Consider the following 17,953-nt stretch of genomic DNA (forward strand, 5'->3'; position numbering starts at 1 on the left):
CGTGGGTACCCCTGACAGGTGCAGGCACGCGAAGAGTCGGCAGAACTACGATGGGTCGCATGCAGACCGAGACCCTGGGCGTGTTCCTGAAAACGCGCCGCGACCGCGTCACTCCCGACGACGCCGGCCTGCACTCCTACGGCACGGTGCGGCGGGTGCCGGGCCTGCGCCGCGAAGAGTTGGCCCAGCTTGCTGGCGTCAGCGTCGGCTACTACACGAGGCTGGAACAGGACCAGTCCGGCACCGCCTCACCGCAGGTACTCGACGCGCTGGCCCGCGTACTGCGCCTCGACACCGCCGAGACCGCGCACCTGCACAACCTCGCTCATCGTTCTGGGCTCTCCCGACTTACCCAGCCAGAACCCGAAGTCCTCGCCCCCAGGGTGTCGGCACTGCTGGACTCGCTCGGTGAGAGCGTGCCCGCGATCGTGCTCGGCAGACGCGGCGACGTGCTCGCGTGGAACCGCACCGGTCACGCCCTGATCGCCGAACACCTCGACCACGACGCCCCCAGTAGCGCGGAGTCTCGGCCCTCGATCCCGCGGATGTTCTTCCTCGACCCCCTGCACCGCGACCTCTACCGCAACTGGGACGAACTCGCGCGCATCCACATCGGCTACCTGCGGCTGACCTCGGGCCGCTACCCAGACGACGCGAAACTCGCCGAACTCATCGGCGAGCTCACGATGCACAGTGCCGAGTTCGCGAAGCTCTGGGCCGCCGGCGAGGTCGCCGACTGCACCAGCGGGCCGATGCACCTGCAGCACCCCACGATCGGCGGCATCGAGGTCGACTATCAGGTCTGGCTTCAACCCGACAGCCCCGACCACCGGCTCGAGATCTACACGCCCTGCAACGACCCCTCCCGCGACGCCATAAAGCTCTTGTAGGAGTTCCGAGTCAGGCCCACTCGTCGCGGCGACTACATGCGTCCACGCCGAAACCGGAACGCCGCCTGGTGTCTAGCGCAGGCTTTCGGTACCTGCTGGGTGTGATCCCGACGCACTGCGGGCCAGCTGCGGGCCAGCTGCGGCCGTCAGCGCGAATTGGCGGTGGCGAGGGATCGTGCGGAGGTCGCGAGAGCACGTGTGTCGATGTCGATGAAGGCATCACGCACCGCCTCCAGTGCGGCAGTGCGGGCGGCTGCGTCGAGATGGGCGGGACCGTAGGTGATGATCGGTTGGAGGGCGTCGTAGCCAACGAACTCCAGCATGCCGCGATTGATGTGGAAGAGGAATCCGTCGATGTCGCCGAAGGTGCCCTCGGGCTCGAATGAGCCTGGTGAACCGCCTGTCGTTGCAAGGATCACGGCGCGTCGGCCTGTCATCGCGGCCTGTTCGTAGAGTCCGAACTCTCCACCGAAGACGGCCCCCATGACGAAGACCCGATCGAGCCAGCCCTTCAAGATCGCAGGTACGGAGAACCACCACAGCGGGAAGGACAGCACCAGCAGGTCTGCCCGCAGCAGCGCATCGAGGTCAGCGCGAACGTCCGGGGCAAGGGTGCCGGTATCGACGGCGTGGCGCTGTTCGCGCTGCGGCTTGAAGGCGCCCTCGAACGGGGCGAACTCGCCGCGATCCAGCACAGGGTTCCACTGGGCTGCGTAGAGGTCGATGAACTCCACGGAGTAACCCTGGGCTTCCAGAGCCTCCCGGGCAATCTGTGACTGCGCAGTGTTGAAGGAGGTGGGCTCGGGGTGGGCATGGACGATGAGGGCCGTCGGACGGCGGTCGAGGTGAGTGCTCATGCACCCATCGTATCGAATAATTGCGATATGTCGATCTGAGCTAGTGATCTCCCGCGAGAGCCTCGCCGATCTGACGCATCAGTGCTTCGTTGCGCTGGTAGTGGGTCCACTTGCCCACTCGCGTGGAGCGGACCAGACCCGCACGCTCCAGGGTTGCCATGTAGGAGGAGACCGTCGACTGCGCCAGGCCGCTCTTCGCGTGAATATGACTGACGCAGGCGCCGACCTTGTCACGGTCGGCGATGGGCTCGTAGTCGGAGAACTCCCCATCCGGGTCGCGCAGCCACTCCATGATCTGCAGCCGCACCGGGTTCGCCAGAGCCTTGAGTGCGTCAAGCAGCCGATCGGCTGACAGCTCCGCGTCGTTGACCACAGTGTGTGACCTCCTCACAAATCTACAATCCACTATATGTCGATAGACCTCCTGTTGGGATGCTGCTGACCTGCTCGGCAACGAGTCGGAGAGCTCCCGCGCCACGCCGCCCAAAACGCCCGGTCACCTTGCTGCTACCCGGAGCCGAGCACCCGATGCGGATGTAGGTAGCGTCGCGATCCGTGGCTGTGTCGTTCACCTCGTCGGTATGACGGTTTCGATGCGGGTGATGAGCGCGGGCGACGGCTATGAGTACCTGCTGCGCACAGTCGCTGCCGGTGATGGCGACAGGGATCTCTCGACCCCGCTCACCAGGTATTACACGGAAGAGGGAACTCCTCCCGGGTTCTGGATGGGGTCGGGTCTGCCGTACCTCGGCGCCGGGGAGCTCACCGAAGGTGGGCGGGTCTCGGAAGCGCAGCTCCAGCTCTTGGTCGGGATGGGCCGCGACCCGATCACCGGTGAGGCGTTGGGTGAGGCGTACCGGCAGTACACGAGCGTCCAGGAACGCGTCGACAAACGCGTCACCGACCTCGACCCAGAACTCGGACCCGTGACCCGCGCCGAGCAGGTCGCTGCCATCGAGGCGGAGGAGGCCGAGCGCGGCACCCGACGTGCGGTCGCCGGCTACGACCTGACCTTCTCGGTGCCGAAGTCGCTGTCGGCGTTGTGGGGTGTTACGGATGCGGGCACGCAATCGTTGATCGCGGACGCGCATCACCAGGCAGTTGCAGAGGTGGTTGCATTCCTCGAACGAGAGGTTGCGACCACCCGCGTCGGCGCCGCCGGCCCGGAGGGTGCGGTCGCCTTCGCCGATGTCGCCGGGGTCCTCGCAACGGCATTCGACCACTACGACTCACGCAGCGGCGATCCCCAGTTGCACACGCACGTCGTCGTGAGCAACAAGGTGCTGACGGTGCAGGACCAGAAGTGGCGGACGCTGGCCGGTCGGCCGGTCCATGCCTCGGTCGTCGCTTTGTCCGAGCTGTACAACGCGACGTTGGCGGACCGGATCACCGGGACGTTCGGCATCGAGTGGGAGGCCAGGGAGCGGGGCCGGGATCGGAACCCGGCGTGGGAGCTCGCGCCGGTGCCGGAAGAGCTGGTGGCGGAGTTCTCCTCGCGTACCCGGCAGATCGAACAGGAGAAGACCCGCCTGATCGACGCCTACAAGGCCAGGCATGGCCGCGAGCCCTCGGCGAGGACGGTGTTGAAGTTGCGGGCGCAGGCGACGCTTGCGACGCGGCCGGCGAAGCAGGTGCATTCGCTCGCCGATCTCACCACTGACTGGCGGCACCGCGCCAGCACCCTGCTGGGTGAGGACGCGACCGGGTGGGCCCGCACCGTCACCACGACCGCGGAGAAGACTGTCCTGCTGCGGGCCGATGACGTGCCGCTGGACACGATCGCCGATCTCGGCCGCTCGGTGGTCGAGGTGGTGGGTGAGAAGCGGTCGACGTGGCGGCGCTGGAACCTCCACGCCGAGGCCTCCCGGCAGCTCATGGGTGTCCGGTTCGCGACGGCGGAGGATCGGGAGGCGATCGCGGGGATGGTGACCGATGCCGCTGAACAGGCATCGCTCCGGCTCACGCCTCCGGAGCTGGCGTCGAGCCCGTTGCTGTTCCGCCGCGCGGACGGGTCGAGCCGGTTCCGCCATCCGGCCGCCGTCTTGTTCTCGACGGAGGAGTTGCTGGCCGCCGAAGACCGTCTCCTCGACCGCTCCCACGCCACCATCGGCCCGACCGTCGAGTTCGCGAACGTCGAGAAGATCACCAGCAAGCCGGATCTGGAAGGGCGCCGCCTCGGGCAGGATCAGTCCGAAGCGCTCCAGCGAATCGCCGTCTCCGGCCGCGTTGTAGACGTGCTGGTCGGCCCGGCCGGTGCGGGCAAGACGACGGCAATGAACGCCCTGAAACGGGCCTGGGAGCAGCAGCACGGCCAGGGCTCTGTGGTTGGGCTCGCCCCGTCAGCGGCCGCGGCGCAGGTGCTTGGCGAGGAGTTGGGGGTCGAGGCTGAGAACACGGCCCGTTGGTGGCAGATGCACCTCGTCCACGGTGACACCTTCGCGAAGGATCAGCTGGTCATCGTCGATGAAGCCTCCCTCGCCGGCACCGGCTCCCTCGACCGCATCACCGGCCTCGCCGAACACGCCGGCGCGAAAGTGCTGCTGGTGGGCGACTGGTCGCAGTTGCAGGCGGTAGATGCGGGCGGGGCGTTCGGGATGCTCGTGCACGACCGCGACGACGCCCCCGAACTGACCGACGTGCACCGGTTCTCCGCCCGGTGGGAGAAGGCCAACTCCTTGAATCTGCGCCACGGCCGCACCACCGCGATCGACACCCTCATCGAACACGAACGAGTGCGGGGCGGTGAGCAGGATGCGATGGTTGACGCCGCCTACGCCGCGTGGCGGGCAGATGTGCAGGCTGGGCGGGCGTCGATCCTGGTCGCGGAGGCGTGGGAGACGGTGACCCAGCTCAACGAGCGTGCCCGCGCCGATCTCATCCTCGATGGCGCCATCACCCCCGGCCGCGAAGTCACCCTTCATGACGGGCTGAGCGCGTCAAAGGGTGATCGGGTCATCACCCGTGAGAACGACCGGCGGCTGCGGTCGAAGAACGGGAGATCGTGGGTGCGCAACGGCGACCGGTGGACGGTCACCGCCGTCAGCGAGGACGGGTCGATCACCGTCCGCCCTGAGGGGCGTCGCTTCGGCGGCGCGATGGTGCTGCCCGCCGCGTATGTGGCGGAGCAGGTCGAGCTCGGGTACGCGATCACCGGTCATCGCGCCCAAGGGATCACGGTCGATACCGCGCACGCGGTGGTGACGGCGACGACGACGCGGGAGAACTTCTACGTCGCGATGACCCGGGGCCGGCACGGGAACCACGCCTACGTCGCCACCGACACCGCCGACGATGCCCATGTCGCCCCGCACCCGTCCGACAACCCCGACGCCACAGCGCGGAGCGTGCTCTACGGGGTCCTCCAACACGTCGGGGCTGAGCTGTCGGCGCACGAGACGATCACGGTCGAGCAGGACCGGTGGGGGTCGATCGGTCAGCTCGCCGCGGAGTACGAGACCATCGCCCAGGCCGGCCAGCACGACCGCTGGGCGGCTCTCCTGGAAACCTCGGGCCTCACTGAGGGGCAGGTCGATGTGGTGCTCGGCTCTGATGCTTATCGTGCGTTGTCGGCGGAGTTCCGGCGGGCGGAGGCGAATCACCACGACCTCGACGACCTCCTCCCGCGCCTGGTGCGAGCACGGGGCTTCGAGGATGCCGACGACATCGCCTCCGTCCTCCACCATCGCCTTGCCCGGGCCACTGCCCGCCCCGCCGGTTCCGGCCGCACCCGGCAGGCGCCACGGCTCATCGCAGGCCTCATCCCGTACGCCGCCGGGGTCACCGACCCGGAGATGCACCAGGCCCTCACCGAGCGACAGCAGTTCATCGAGCAACGCGCCAGCGCCGTCCTCACCCAGGACTTGGACGAGGGAGCGCCGTGGACGAGCGCGCTCGGGAGGACACCTGCGGATGTGAAGACGGCGGGGGCGTGGCGGCGGTTCGGGCAGGTGGTCGCGGCGTACCGGGACCGCTACCAGATCACCGACGACACCCCGCTCGGAACGATCGCGGGATCGGATGCGCAGAAGATCGACGCCGCCCGCGCCGAGACCGCCCTGAAGCGGGCGAAGCAGCTCAGCCAGCAGACCCCGGACACCGAGCAGCCGGACCTCACCATCGAGACCCGGCAGGGCCGCACCCTCTGAAAGTGCAGGCGGAGCTACAGACGGCGGCCCGGTTCGTCGCGCTCGGCCCGCGCCTGTTCGAGGTCCAAGCTCGATCCCGTGGCCGTCCGGCCCGCCGGTCGGCTCTGCGGCGAGCCGGGGCGGTCCATCAAGGCCTGCGCATCCAGTGCACTGGTGACGAGCGTGGCGTGGCGGTCTTGGATCAGCATGTGCGGTCCCGTGCTCGCAGCGCTCGTAACCGGTCCGGGCACCGCACCCACGCCGCGGCCCAGGCGGAGCGCGTGCTCGGTCGTGACGAGCGCACCCGAGCGCGCCCCAGCCTCGGGCACGATCGTCGCCGCAGACAACGCCGCGAGCACCCGGGAACGGGCCAGGAAACGGGAGCGCGTCGGTGCGGCACCGGGCGGCTGCTCCGAGACCACCGCCCCGACAGCGCGGATCGTGTCCAGCAGCTCAGTGTTGCCGCGCGGATAGTTCCGGTCGATCCCTCCCGCCAGCACCGCGATCGTGCTCCCACCCGTGCTCAGAGCGGCGCGATGCGCCGCCGCCTCAATCCCATACGCACCACCGGCGACGATCACCTTGTCCTCCTCGGCGAGACCTGCCGCGATCTCCCCGGCCACGAGGTCGCCATAGGAGGTCGAGGCGCGGGAGCCGGTGATCGTGACCAGATCAGAGACCGGCCGCGACAGCAACGAGGTCGCGCCCTCGGCCCACAGCACGTAAGGGGCGCGCTCACCCAGATCGACCAGGCCGGCCGGCCAATCCAGGTCGCCGGGGATCAAGGGCGTGTACCTGCCATCGAGCAGGCGCGGCATCAGCTCATCGAAGTCCGCACCGTCGGATGCCAGCCGTACCCGGTGCCGGAGCACCTCGGCATCCTCGCGCCGCAGCTCGGGCATCGCCGTGTCGGTGTCGAGCAGCCGGATCGTTTCGACGCCACCGACTCGGTTCAGCAGCCGCCCCACTCTCGCGTCGCCTGGTTCGGCGACGATCGACAGCATGACGCGGGCGGTGCGGTCATCGGGGGCGTAATCGGCCAGTGAAGCCATGATCGGGTGTCCTTCCACTTCTTGCGGGCACTACCAATCAGGTGCACCGCAGCACGACAATGCAGGGTTCCGTTCGTCGGAGGTCCGGCGTATCGTGGAAGGTGAAGCGGAGCTTCCCATCTGTAGGGCTCTTCGGGGCCGCCCCTTCCTGGGGCCACCACCAACACGCCGCTTCTCGACAGTGTTCGACGTGTTGAATGGAGGCCCGCAATGTTCCCCACCTCAGCCCCGGTCCGCCGCCACTGGCGACGGAGCAAGCGCACCGCCGAAGCCCTCACCCCGGTACGCCGGTTCCTGCCAACGAACCAGATCCGAGACGCCGTGACGACCCGCCGCGGCCTCAAATGGGGCGTGCCCGCGATGCTGCTCGCCGCCCCCTACCTCCTGGCCATCAAGATCCTCACGGACTTCATCGCGCAGGCCGGCCCCGGCTGGGGCTGGCTCCACTTGGTCGTGCTGCTGTGCGCGTACAACACCTGCAAGATGTTCTGGCTCGGACCCATCAGCCTCATCCACCTCGCCCGCGCCCGCCTGCACGAGCACGCCGAGCACCGCAAGGCAGCCCGCGCAGTACAGGTGGAGAACGAGCCGGTCCCCGTGATGGCGGGAGCAGCATCATGACCGCCGTCACCTATCGCCGAAGCGCAACCCAGAACCCGAGCTGGCTGGAGAGCCAGGAAGCCGAGTGCCGCACGTACGCCCGCGAGCACGGCCTGACGATCACGGACACCTTCACGAACATCGGCCGCACCGGCGACGGACTCGCCGACCTCCTCGAAGCCACCCAGAGCGACAGCGTGGACGCGGTGATCGTCAACGACCTCGCCCGCCTCGGCACGAGGACCACCGACCACCTCACCACCGTGCAGCGACTCCACGACGCCGGAGTCGAGATCCACGTCGCAAAGGAGCGCGCGACGAGCCAGCGCGACGGACTTCTGGTCGGTGTCATGCAGGCCTACGTCGAGACCGACACCCGACTCGTCGGCGACTCATCCCGGGAGGACTGAGTACACGCAAGTTCGTGCTCGGAGGTGGGAGGTTCGCACTTCCCGTCGTCAGTTCGAAGCAGGACGAAGTGGGCAAGGCCGCACCGCGTCCTGATGTCGGCGTGGATCGGTAGCCTCAGAGCCGTCCACGATAGACTGAGAGCCACGGATGCTGGCACGAGATTGGGGAGGCAGGACATGGCGCGAGCAGACCTACTCCTAGACCTTGTCGAAGCGGAGCGCCGGGGTGATCGAGACCGCTTCCGGGTGCTAGTCGAGTCGGTCATCGCTGAGGAGCGTGCCAATCAGCACCACTTGGTTGCCGACCGCCTCTCGGAGCTCATCACGACGACCGGCCAGAGCCACGTGCGCGACGACCACTCGGCGGCGATCCGCGACTTGGTACAGGAGATCGTTCCGAGCCGTCGTCTGAGCGATATCGAGCTGGCGCAGGTGCCGCACCGAGTCTTGACGGAACTCGTTGAGGAACAGAAGCGTGCCGAACTGCTGCGCAGCTACGGGATCGAGCCACGTAACCGTCTACTGCTGTCCGGACCTCCCGGCAACGGCAAGACCAGCGTCGCTGAGGCCATCGCTGCCGAGCTTATGCTTCCGTTCTACGTCGTCCGGTACGAAGGCGTCGTTTCGAGCTTCCTCGGAGAGACTGCCGCGAGGCTCGACAACGCGTTCGAGTTCGCCCGCACTCGTCGATGCGTTCTGTTCTTCGACGAGCTCGACACCATCGCCAAGGAGCGGTCGGACGAGCACGAGACCGGAGAGATCAAACGAGTTGTCTCCACATTGCTGCTCCAAGTCGACCGTCTCCCGGCGCACGTGATCTTCATCGGTGCTACTAACCACAGCGAATTGCTTGATCGCGCGGCATGGCGTCGATTCCAGATTCGTGCTGAACTCGACGCGCCTAGCCGCACCCAAGCAACGCAGTTTCTTGAACGACTCGCTGCTCGTCTTGGCGGCGACCTCGGATTCGCCCCCCGCACGCTGGCAGATAAGCTCGCCGGAGCGAGCTACGCGGAGTTGGAAGAGTTCGCCCTCGATGTTCGTCGCCGCGCAATTCTGGAGCTCCCGGAAAACAATCTCCGTCGGATAGTCCAGGAGCGACTTGAGCATCGGCGCGGTCAGGCAACGGGGTGACCGCGGAGCCTAGGTGTACTGACCCAGATCGTTGTTGACGTAGGAGAGACCTCCGGGGTCGAGTTGGAGCTGTCTAAGTTCTTCAGCTCAAACGCACGGAGGTCTCTCTTGTCTCACGCTAATGCCCGGCTGACTCCGGCCGGCCGGTTGATCATGGTTCAGCGCATCCAGTCGGGGCGTGCGGTCGCGCATGTTGCCGCGGAAATGGGGATCTCCCGCACGACCGCGTGGCGGTGGTGGCGCAGGTTCCGGGAGTGCGGCCCGGCGGGCCTGATCGATCGTTCCAGCGTCGCCCGCTCCCACCCTCGCCAGACCAAAGCGTGCGTGGAGGCGAGGGTGCGGATCATGCGGCACCTCACTCGGCGTGGGCCGGTGTTCATCGCTGACAAGCTCGGCTTGCAGGCCTCAACGGTCGGTAGGGTGTTGCGCCGCCACCACGTGCCGTTGCTGCGGGAGCTGGACCCGGTCACGGGGTCCGTGATCCGCGCGACCCGCCGATCCGCGCAGCGTTACGAGCATGATCATCCCGGGTCCCTGATCCACGTTGATGTGAAGAAACTCGGCCGTATCCCCGACGGCGGCGGATGGCGTCTGCATGGCCGCGGGCAACGTCCTGCGCGCAAGCGGGGCCTGGGTTACGACTACGTGCACACCGTCATCGACGACCATTCCCGAGTTGCTTACGCGGAGATCCACGACGACGAGAAAGGCACCACCGCGGCGGGCGTCCTCGACCGCGCGATCGCGTTCTACGCGCGCCTCGGCGTCACAGTCGAACGCGTCATCAGCGACAACGCGTTCGCTTACCGCCACTCGGCCGCGTTCAAGGCCGTGGTCGACGCGCACGGCATCCGACAGCGGTTCATCAAACCGCACTGCCCCTGGACCAACGGGAAAGTCGAACGCCTCAACCGCACCCTCGCCACCGAGTGGGCCTACGCCCGCCCCTGGAGCTCGAACGACGACCGAAAAGCAGGGTTGACGACCTGGCTCGACTACTACAACCTAGACAGGCACCACCTCGGCATCGGAGGCAAAACCCCCATCGACCGAATCAACAACGGTCGAGGTCAGTACACCTAGGCCGCTCCTGGCATTCGCACCGCCAGTCGTTGATGCTCGGCCCTCACAACGTCCGCGCGACATGCCGCGCCTCTCTAAACCAGGCACGGGCCGCCAGAGCGCACGGCTCTCTCCCCAGTTCAGAGAGCTCACTGCCGCCTTTGATGCCGAGCGAGCACGCCTCGCCGAAACCGCCCCGGACGAAGTAGATCCTGCGTTGGTCGTCGTGTTCGATCTGGCGGGCACCGTACAGGACTTCCAGAACGCAATCGACAAGATCGACGGATTCGAGTTCTTGTCCCAGCTCCTGGGGGATCGCACCGATCCCGACGACGACTTCCACATGACCGAACGAGAGGCTGGTCGCACAAACAAGCCCGTACAGCACTCTCTATACATGGTGATGTCGAGTGCTAAAGCGATCGATGAACTCCTGCGACTCTTCGCGCTGTGGCAAGCAGACCCGTCCGCTAAGTTCGAGCATGGACTCGGCAAGTTCAAGGATGCGTTCCATCAGCTGACTTCGATCAGACGATGGGGACCCGAAGACCGCATCCGAGAGACCGGCCTTCGCGAGCGTTGGCAAGAAACCCTCGACATGATTGGCCAATCGGTCAGCACCGTAAGAGTCGAGGTAGAGCTTTGGTATAGGCGGGACTCCTCGCAACGAGCTGCGGCCGAGTCGCACGTGGAGCAGGTTATCGCCGCGAGTGGTGGTCGTATCCTGGATCGTTCACAGATCGGCGACATCACCTATCACGCTCTTCTTGCAGAGCTGCCGATCCAGCAGGTGCGGACGGTGCTCACTGATGGGGCCGCTGCAATCCGTTTGCTCACCACCGACGATGTGATGTTCGTCAGCCCGTTCACACCCATGACTGTTGCTCCGGCCGCCACAGACCCCGTGGCGGAAGTGCGGCTGCCCGCAGGCGAGCGTGTCGAAGGGTTGCCGCGGGTCGCGCTCTTGGATGGGTTGCCCTTCCAGAACCATGATGCGTTGACTGGCCGACTCATGATCGATGACCCAGAGGACCTCGGCGACAACTACTCAAATGCTGCCCGTAACCACGGCACTGCAATGGCATCGCTCATCATCCATGGCGATCTGTCGGCGCCTGCTGAGCCGCTAGATCGTCCACTTTACGTGCGACCAATCATGAGGCCGCACGAACTGTCCACGACCCATGAACAGGTCAATCCGGAGCGACTCTTCCCCGACCTGCTACACCGCGCGATTCGCCGCATCCAAGAGGGTGAAGGCGGCCGGGACGCCACTGCTCCCAGCGTCCGAATCGTCAATCTATCCATCGGAGCTCAGGCACGGGCTCTTGCTCGCCGGATGAGTCCTGTCGGTCGACTACTGGATTGGTTGGCGCACACCTACAACCTTCTCTTCATCGTCAGCGCTGGCAACCACACCGCCCCCATCACGATTCCCGCAACCTCAGCAAGCACGGTGGAGACGGCGCGACACGCGGCGACCCGGGCGGTCCACGAGAAGAGCATCCTCAAAGGAATCCTGCCTCCTGGCGATGCACTCAATGCTCTAACCATCGGCGCCACCCACAACGACGGGCTAGGCGACACCGAGACCTCCGACGCGGTATGGGACATCACCGATCCAGGAGCGCCGGCCTACTACGGGGCAACGGGGCCTGGCGTTGATCGCTCTATCAAACCTGACCTTCACCACATCGGGGGTCGGGCGCTCTACGTCCGACCCGTCATCGTGCCTGGCCAGGACAAGGTGGACCTCGAACTAGCCCATACCGCCCTGACCGGACCCGGACTTCAAGTTGCGGCACCTGGAAGGAGTGGCGCAACGAATCGCACGATTTTCACCTTTGGCACTAGCAATGCCACGGCACTGGTCACGCGTGAAGCGAGCCGTCTGTTCGACATCCTTGAAGCTGACGTTGACGGAAAAGAAGACTCGCCCCTGCCAGGCCCGGAGTATCACCCACTTCTGGTACGAGCACTCCTCACGCACGCGAGCAGTTGGGGGGAATGGGAAGCTCGATTTCGCCGAGATCTCGGTATCCCCGCGCAGGATGCTCGCCGTAAGCTCTCAGCGATGCTCGGATACGGCAGACTCGATACCGCCCGCCTCGGAGCAGCCGCCACCAATCGTGCTGTGCTTATTGCCGGCGGCCGCATTGGCGGAGACCAACGACACACGTACGAGCTCCCTCTCCCGCCATCGCTCCGATCACGAGCGGCGTGGCATCGCTTCACCATCACGCTTGCGTACGCGGTACCTACGGTGGGACAGCTCACGCGTTATCGCGGGGCTAAGGTCTACTTCGACACCCCGGACACGAAGCTCGCGGCAGGAGATCGGATAGAAGGGGAGCACTTCACTGTCAGGCGTGGAAGCCTCCAACACGAACTCGTCCAAGGTTCACGAGCGATGACCTTCGGGGACGGCGACGCGTTCCCGATACACGTCGAGTGCATGGACGATGCCCAGCATCTTCCCAAGAAGAAGAACGTTCGCTACGCCCTCGTCGTTTCTATCGAAACAGCTGAGGAAGTCTCGACTACCATTCATGACGAGGTTCGGGCCAGACTCCGCCAGCAGGCGCGCGAACGAGCCCAAGAGCGTGTGCGGAGCTAGCAGAGCGCTCAACGTGCCATGCGGTATTCGAGGTTAGGCGACTCGGAGAGCAACGAGCGATCTTTCCTTCTGCTTTTGCGGATCGAGATTGGTTTCTTCTGTTGTGCCTCTACCGCTCCCGGCCGTGAGGATCGCGGAGCGCGACACCTGCACGGAGCAGGTTCGTGCGAACTGTGCTCGCGTTGAAGCCCACCTTGGCGCCGACCCGGGCCAGCGACTCGCCCTGCTCGTACCGGCGGCACATCTCCAGCACCTGCTCCGGTGACGGCTGCTCACCACGCAGTCGTACCCCGCGGTCCCGCAGACGCTCAGCGAGCCGCTGACGACTTACCCCCAGATCGCCCGCGATCAGCCGCAGGATCTCACCGGACCTGTAACGGCGCTCTGCCTCGTCCAGCATCGCCTCCGTGAGACGCGGCACCGGGCACGGCAGACGCTGCGCGAACTCCCGCGAAATCGCCGCTGGCCTGGGCCGACGCCGGATCATCCGGTGCGTGGCGATGACCCGTTGCAGGGGCGGGGCAAGGTTCGAGCACTGTCGCGCTACCTCCACTCTTTTTTCACGGCCCCGACCCCTTGTAAACACTGGGATCGCGGCTTTCACGGAACTGCCGAAATGGCCCCGTGACAACACTTTGACAACATCTGAACGCAGCTTTGTGGCGCGGGAGGGTCGCGGATGTTGTCACACGCTGTTGTCACACGCTGTTGTCACGAGACAGAACGGCGATCACATCGGACGATGCCGCCGCCATCCCGAGAGCCTCCGACACGGTGTCAAGATCGTCGTCGAACAGGTCGGCATAGGTATCGAGGGTCATCACCGCCGAGGCGTGGCCCAGCATCCTTTGCACTGCTTTGACGTGCGCTCCGGCTGAGATGGCGAGCGACGCGGCGGTGTGATGGAGGTCATGCGGCGTGACGCGCGGGAACGATGGCGGGGGCTGCCCGCCGAGCGCCAGCGCGTCGGCGATCGCCTGGTCGGCAGAGACTTGCGCTAGCGTCACAGCGCCGTTGAACCAGCCGCTCGTGGACTTCGGGCGCCGCAGGTGACTCGTGCCGCCACCGAACACCAGCTCGTCGCGTCCGCGGCCAATGACGAGCCGATCCATCGTCTCGGCCAGGAAGGGCGGGTAGGGCACCTGGCGCTTCTCGTGGGTCTTCGGCGTGCCGACGTGGATGGCGCTGCCGACTTCGACCGCGTTCTCCTCGACGCTCACCCGCCGCCGACGAAGGTCGACATGCTTGACGCGCAACCCAGTCGCCTCGCCCCAACGGAGGCCCGTGTAGGCAAGGAACACCACCAATTCAGGCTGAGACGACTCGCGCGCAAGATCGGCGACCTGCTGATGGGTGAGGTAGGCGCGAGGCTTCGCGACCTTCCGCGGGAGTTTGACGCCGCGTGCCGGGTTCGACGCGATGCGACGGTCGCGCAGGGCGACATCGAGGATGCCGGCGAGTACTTCGTGCGCCCGGCGCACGGTCGTCGGGCTGTGCGTCTTGGCAAGCTCCGAGGTCCACGCCTGGACCTCCGAATGCCGGATGCTGCCGACCGCGCGCCGCTCCCACTTCGGTCGCACGTGGATGCGCCACGCGGAGTCGATGCTGCGGAACGTCGACGGCTTGAGATCCGCCTGTCGTGACGCGAGCCACTCCGCCCCCAGCAATCCGAGCGGGGCCCGCGAGTCCGACGGATCGACGAACTCGCCGCGGTTCTTCGAGATCTCGACTTCGGCGAGGCGGATCTCCGCCTCGTGCTTCGTGCGAAAGCCCCGCAGGGTCGCCTGCAGCCCGTTTGGCTTGCGGTAGCTGATCCGGTACCGCCGTCCGGCGGCGACCGAGTACGAGTGGATGCTGCCCATGGCTCAGTGTTCTCCCGTCGTCATGCCGGTCAGAGATCGAGGAAGTCGCCCAACCACGTGCGTACTGCGGCGAAACAGTCGAGGGACACTTCACCGGCTACTCCCGTGAGCCGATCGCGCGACAACGTGCGGGGCTGCTCCGTCATGACCCACGACGGTCGTTCCAGCCCGCTCGGCCCCTCGACGCGAACGTGGTTCGGCCATCCTCGATCGGTGGTCGTGATCGGCAGCACGATAGCGAGGGTCGTGACCGCATCCAGATATCCTGCGGACGCGATGATCAGCACGGGGCGACGACCGCCTTGCTCTCTGCCGCGCACGGGCTCGAGCGTCGCCCAGGCCACGACGCCCGGGGCGAGCTCGGGTGTGGTCACGAGGCGTCGGCCAGTTCCGTGCGCTCCCAGTCTCCCGTCTCCGCAGCGTGCGACGCCACATCGGCGCTGCTCGACGCGTCGATTGCGGCCTTCAGCAGCCGCAGACGCCGCCGTCTGTCCTCGGCGTCGGCGAGGTACGCAAGATGCGCGCCGAGCGTGAGCCCGTCGCGGGCGGCTTGATCCTTGAGCCGGTCGCGGAGCTCGTCGCTGACTTTGATCGTCGTAGTCATACTCGGAGTATACCGTCGACCGATCACGCCCGGCAGTGGTGATCACAGCGAGGGTCCGCCGCGCGAGGGCGATGCGCTGGGTGTGATCCACTGCGCGGACGCCTGGACGTCGCGCTCGCGCGCTGCCCGCCGCAGTTCGGCGTGCGCAGCGCGCATGGCGTCCTGCGCCAGAAGGTCCAGGTCGAGCGCGTGGAGTGGGGTGGAGACGAGCGGCACAGGCGCACGGTCCACAGCGAGCCGGGCATCGAGACTCGCGAGCTCGCCACGCACAGTCGCTTCCCACGACAGCTCGTCGAGGTGAGCGGGCTTGTTCGGGCGTGACATCGCCCACGCGCGACGGTCAATCTGGGTCAAAATTCGATTGCTGGGGCTCGTCCCGTCGTGCTCAGCGCTCCACTCCGCGATGAGTTGGGCCCGGTTCGCCTCGATCTGCGCCGACCGCCGCGAGAGAGGCCGTACCACGCGGGCAAGTTCGGCAACCTCGCCGTCACCGTCGAGCATGAATCCGTGACGGGCAAGTGCGGCGAGCCATTGCGGATCGGTGCGCGCGGCGAGATCGCCCTCGGCGTTGATCACGGTGTGGAGCTTCATGGCGACCCGCGAGTCGACGTTGGACCACTTGCCGTCAGCGCCGAGCACCTTCACGTTCAACCAGAGGTGGCGGTGGGCGTGCGGGTCGAGCGCGCGCGAGCGCCGATGGTCGAGCTCGACCACCTCGATGCGGGTGATGTCTTCCCGAATGAGTCCGCCATGACCGCGACGTGCGTTCAGCTCGTTCAGCCAGGTAGTGAGGATCTGGTCACGCAGGCGATTCTGCAGCGACTCGAATTCGGACGCGAGCTCCGGATGCAGCAACGCCGCGATGCTGTACGACTTCGGGTGGTTCAGCGTCGCGTCGAGCAAGAGATCGGCGTCCGCGCTGAGCCGCTGGCTTCCACGCTTCTCCCCCGTCACCGGGTCATGACCCGTGAGCCACACCCGGAGCGCTCCTGCCGATAGCTCGTCGGCTGCGATTGCGCCATCCGTCACAACGAATCTCGTGACGCTCGCATCGGTGGCGCTGCTGTAACGCTCGAGCGCGTCAGATCCGGTCGAGGGGTGGAGATGAGCGTCGCAGGTACCCTTCACTGCGTAGTCGATCGCTCGCCCGACTCCTCCGGAGCCGGCGCCCCTCTTCCAACGTTGGAGACCTCCGCGCATGGCGCTAGGTTAGGAGCGTATTTGCACCTTGGCCAGCATTTTTTGCGCCATGCGGACATGTGTAGCGGGATGCAGCAGGTTGACGCTCTACACGCGGGACCACCCAGTGGTGCCTGCGTGCATTGCTCCCTTCTCTCGGCTTCCGTGATCCGTCGATCGTTGTCTGGTCGGCAGTTCGTTGAGGTCGCTCGTTTAGCTGTGATGTCCAGGGACGTTGTTGCGTGTATCGCTCGTGATTTCTGAGGGGTGAAGGCCTCCGGTTGCGAGAGTGGAGCTGTTTAGAAACCGCTCACGCAACACAGGAGGCCTTCATGTCCCACGCTAACGCTGCTCTGACCCCGCGCGCTCGTTTGCGGCTGGCCAAGCTCATTGTCGAAGAGCATTGGTCCGCCACTGTCGCGGCGAAGATGTTCATGACCTCGCCGCCTACGGCGCGGAAGTGGGCCGCCAGGTTCCGCGTCGAGGGGGCAGCAGGGATGCTCGACAGATCCAGCCGGCCGCGATCGATGCCGACCAAGACCCCTCCCGAGCTGGTCAAACGGATCGTGAAGGCACGGTGGCGACGCCGGCTCGGCCCGGCGCAGATCGCCGCGGAGCTCGGCCTCCCGACCTCGACTGTTCATGCGGTACTGGTGCGCGCGCGGATCAACAGACTCAGTCATATCGATCGGGTTACCGGCGAACCCATCCGCCGATACGAGCATCCCCATCCCGGATCGATGATTCACGTCGACGTGACCAAATTCGGCAGCATCCCCGATGGTGGTGGCTGGCGGTTCGTCGGCAAGCAGCAAGGAGACAAACACAAGGCGACGACGGCTCTCCGCACGGGAAGAACCAGCAAAGGTCACCCGAACATCGGCACCGCATTCGTCCATACCGTTATCGATGACTACTCCCGCGTTGCCTACGCCGAGATCTGCGCCGACGAGAAAGCCGTCACGGCGATCGGTGTCCTTGAACGCGCTGTCGCCTGGTTCGCAGATCGCGGCGTCACAGTCGAGCGCGTCTTATCCGACAACGGGTCGGCCTATCGCTCCTACGCATGGCGAGATGCCTGCACCCTGCTCGGCGTCCGACACAAGCGCACCCGCCCCTATCGTCCACAGACCAATGGCAAGATCGAGCGGTTCCACCGCACCCTCGCCGACGGCTGGGCCTACGCACGCTTCTACGGATCAGAATCCGAACGCCGAGCCGCGCTACCCGCCTGGCTACACACCTACAATCATCACAGGCACCACTCCGCAGTCGGAGCCGCACCCATCAGCAGACTCAACAACCTGCCTGGACATCACAGCTAGCCCGGGCGGCACGCAGGGCTACGCCGAGGTTGCAGTCCTGATCGCCGTGCTTGGATTCCTCGCACGAACACTCGGTCTCGGGATCGTCGCCCTCGTCCTCTCAGCGCGGGTCCGCAGCGAAGGCGTAGACGTCTACCGCCCTACCTGACCGATGGGCGACCTGCTCTAGGCCGAGATGCACGCAGAGGGACCGTCCCGTCACACCCTTCCTCTTACTTGCGCGTCACGCTAGTATTG

Annotated in this window: 16 protein-coding genes; 8 read left to right on the forward strand and 8 right to left on the reverse strand. The window is 66.1% G+C overall.

Annotated elements, in window-relative coordinates:
• Positions 1-59 precede the first annotated feature (59 nt).
• Positions 60-890 carry a helix-turn-helix transcriptional regulator gene (locus tag FHX68_RS06680; protein ID WP_141268448.1) on the forward strand — a complete coding sequence of 277 codons (831 nt, stop codon included), beginning with the start codon at positions 60-62 and terminating at the stop codon, positions 888-890.
• Between the two features lie 146 nt (positions 891-1,036).
• Here the strand turns inward: FHX68_RS06680 and FHX68_RS06685 are convergent, their stop codons facing one another.
• Positions 1,037-1,747 carry an NAD(P)H-dependent oxidoreductase gene (locus tag FHX68_RS06685; RefSeq protein ID WP_141268450.1) on the reverse strand — a complete coding sequence of 237 codons (711 nt, stop codon included), beginning with the start codon at positions 1,745-1,747 and terminating at the stop codon, positions 1,037-1,039.
• Positions 1,748-1,787: 40 nt separating this feature from the next.
• Positions 1,788-2,120 carry an ArsR/SmtB family transcription factor gene (locus tag FHX68_RS06690; RefSeq protein WP_141268452.1) on the reverse strand — a complete coding sequence of 111 codons (333 nt, stop codon included), beginning with the start codon at positions 2,118-2,120 and terminating at the stop codon, positions 1,788-1,790.
• A gap of 208 nt (positions 2,121-2,328) precedes the next feature.
• Between FHX68_RS06690 and mobF the strand changes: the two genes are divergently transcribed.
• Entirely contained in the window at positions 2,329-5,892 is a 3,564-nt protein-coding gene (gene mobF / locus FHX68_RS06695) for a MobF family relaxase (protein ID WP_141381425.1), read from the forward strand.
• Between the two features lie 14 nt (positions 5,893-5,906).
• Here mobF and FHX68_RS06700 read toward each other — a convergent pair whose 3' ends face one another.
• A complete protein-coding gene (locus FHX68_RS06700) occupies positions 5,907-6,875 on the reverse strand; it encodes a DNA-processing protein DprA (protein ID WP_229661646.1) in 969 nt (322 codons plus the stop codon).
• Between the two features lie 258 nt (positions 6,876-7,133).
• On the opposite strand from FHX68_RS06700, the gene FHX68_RS06705 reads away from it, so the two are divergent.
• The 5 genes from FHX68_RS06705 to FHX68_RS06725 all read left to right on the forward strand — a co-directional run bounded on the left by FHX68_RS06705 (position 7,134) and on the right by FHX68_RS06725 (position 12,746).
• Positions 7,134-7,544 carry a hypothetical protein gene (locus FHX68_RS06705; RefSeq protein WP_141381424.1) on the forward strand — a complete coding sequence of 137 codons (411 nt, stop codon included), beginning with the start codon at positions 7,134-7,136 and terminating at the stop codon, positions 7,542-7,544.
• A complete protein-coding gene (locus FHX68_RS06710) occupies positions 7,541-7,933 on the forward strand; it encodes a recombinase family protein (protein WP_141381423.1) in 393 nt (130 codons plus the stop codon). Before FHX68_RS06705 ends, FHX68_RS06710 begins: the two co-directional genes overlap by 4 nt.
• Positions 7,934-8,110: 177 nt before the next feature.
• Entirely contained in the window at positions 8,111-9,067 is a 957-nt protein-coding gene (locus tag FHX68_RS06715) for an AAA family ATPase (protein WP_031273379.1), read from the forward strand.
• A gap of 108 nt (positions 9,068-9,175) precedes the next feature.
• Positions 9,176-10,150, forward strand: a complete 975-nt coding sequence (locus FHX68_RS06720) for an IS481 family transposase (protein WP_141920038.1) — start codon at positions 9,176-9,178, stop codon at positions 10,148-10,150.
• A gap of 61 nt (positions 10,151-10,211) precedes the next feature.
• Entirely contained in the window at positions 10,212-12,746 is a 2,535-nt protein-coding gene (locus FHX68_RS06725) for a S8 family peptidase (protein ID WP_141381546.1), read from the forward strand.
• Positions 12,747-12,855: 109 nt separating this feature from the next.
• Here the strand turns inward: FHX68_RS06725 and FHX68_RS06730 are convergent, their stop codons facing one another.
• From FHX68_RS06730 to FHX68_RS06750, 5 genes are all read right to left on the reverse strand, one after another.
• Positions 12,856-13,146, reverse strand: coding sequence for a hypothetical protein (locus FHX68_RS06730; RefSeq protein ID WP_141268464.1), 291 nt, complete (start codon positions 13,144-13,146; stop codon positions 12,856-12,858).
• Between the two features lie 298 nt (positions 13,147-13,444).
• Complete coding sequence (locus FHX68_RS06735) at positions 13,445-14,608, reverse strand: tyrosine-type recombinase/integrase (RefSeq protein WP_141381545.1); 1,164 nt, start codon at positions 14,606-14,608, stop codon at positions 13,445-13,447.
• A 29-nt stretch (positions 14,609-14,637) separates the two neighbouring features.
• Positions 14,638-14,982 carry a type II toxin-antitoxin system PemK/MazF family toxin gene (locus tag FHX68_RS06740; protein WP_141381544.1) on the reverse strand — a complete coding sequence of 115 codons (345 nt, stop codon included), beginning with the start codon at positions 14,980-14,982 and terminating at the stop codon, positions 14,638-14,640.
• Positions 14,979-15,212: a toxin-antitoxin system protein gene (locus FHX68_RS06745; RefSeq protein ID WP_141381543.1), complete on the reverse strand. Its 234-nt coding sequence runs from the start codon at positions 15,210-15,212 to the stop codon at positions 14,979-14,981. The genes FHX68_RS06740 and FHX68_RS06745 overlap by 4 nt, the downstream gene beginning before the upstream one ends.
• A gap of 42 nt (positions 15,213-15,254) precedes the next feature.
• Complete coding sequence (locus FHX68_RS06750) at positions 15,255-16,166, reverse strand: relaxase domain-containing protein (protein WP_342353561.1); 912 nt, start codon at positions 16,164-16,166, stop codon at positions 15,255-15,257.
• Positions 16,167-16,723: 557 nt separating this feature from the next.
• On the opposite strand from FHX68_RS06750, the gene FHX68_RS06755 reads away from it, so the two are divergent.
• Positions 16,724-17,716 (forward strand): IS481 family transposase, encoded by a 993-nt coding sequence (locus tag FHX68_RS06755; RefSeq protein ID WP_141920129.1) that lies wholly within the window; start codon positions 16,724-16,726, stop codon positions 17,714-17,716.
• The last annotated feature ends 237 nt before the right edge of the window (positions 17,717-17,953 follow it).

Source organism: Microbacterium lacticum (assembly GCF_006716815.1).
Classification (GTDB): Bacteria; Actinomycetota; Actinomycetes; order Actinomycetales; family Microbacteriaceae; genus Microbacterium; species Microbacterium lacticum.

Excerpts from the sequence above, each read along its gene's own strand:
- FHX68_RS06680 (WP_141268448.1), top strand. The coding sequence starts at position 60 with ATGCAGACCGAGACCCTGGGCGTGTTCCTGAAAACGCGCCGCGACCGC.
- FHX68_RS06685 (WP_141268450.1), bottom strand. The coding sequence starts at position 1,747 with ATGAGCACTCACCTCGACCGCCGTCCGACGGCCCTCATCGTCCATGCC.
- mobF (WP_141381425.1), top strand. The coding sequence starts at position 2,329 with ATGACGGTTTCGATGCGGGTGATGAGCGCGGGCGACGGCTATGAGTAC.
- FHX68_RS06700 (WP_229661646.1), bottom strand. The coding sequence starts at position 6,875 with ATGCTGTCGATCGTCGCCGAACCAGGCGACGCGAGAGTGGGGCGGCTG.
- FHX68_RS06705 (WP_141381424.1), top strand. The coding sequence starts at position 7,134 with ATGTTCCCCACCTCAGCCCCGGTCCGCCGCCACTGGCGACGGAGCAAG.
- FHX68_RS06710 (WP_141381423.1), top strand. The coding sequence starts at position 7,541 with ATGACCGCCGTCACCTATCGCCGAAGCGCAACCCAGAACCCGAGCTGG.
- FHX68_RS06715 (WP_031273379.1), top strand. The coding sequence starts at position 8,111 with ATGGCGCGAGCAGACCTACTCCTAGACCTTGTCGAAGCGGAGCGCCGG.
- FHX68_RS06725 (WP_141381546.1), top strand. The coding sequence starts at position 10,212 with ATGCCGCGCCTCTCTAAACCAGGCACGGGCCGCCAGAGCGCACGGCTC.
- FHX68_RS06730 (WP_141268464.1), bottom strand. The coding sequence starts at position 13,146 with ATGCTGGACGAGGCAGAGCGCCGTTACAGGTCCGGTGAGATCCTGCGG.
- FHX68_RS06735 (WP_141381545.1), bottom strand. The coding sequence starts at position 14,608 with ATGGGCAGCATCCACTCGTACTCGGTCGCCGCCGGACGGCGGTACCGG.
- FHX68_RS06745 (WP_141381543.1), bottom strand. The coding sequence starts at position 15,212 with ATGACTACGACGATCAAAGTCAGCGACGAGCTCCGCGACCGGCTCAAG.
- FHX68_RS06755 (WP_141920129.1), top strand. The coding sequence starts at position 16,724 with ATGTCCCACGCTAACGCTGCTCTGACCCCGCGCGCTCGTTTGCGGCTG.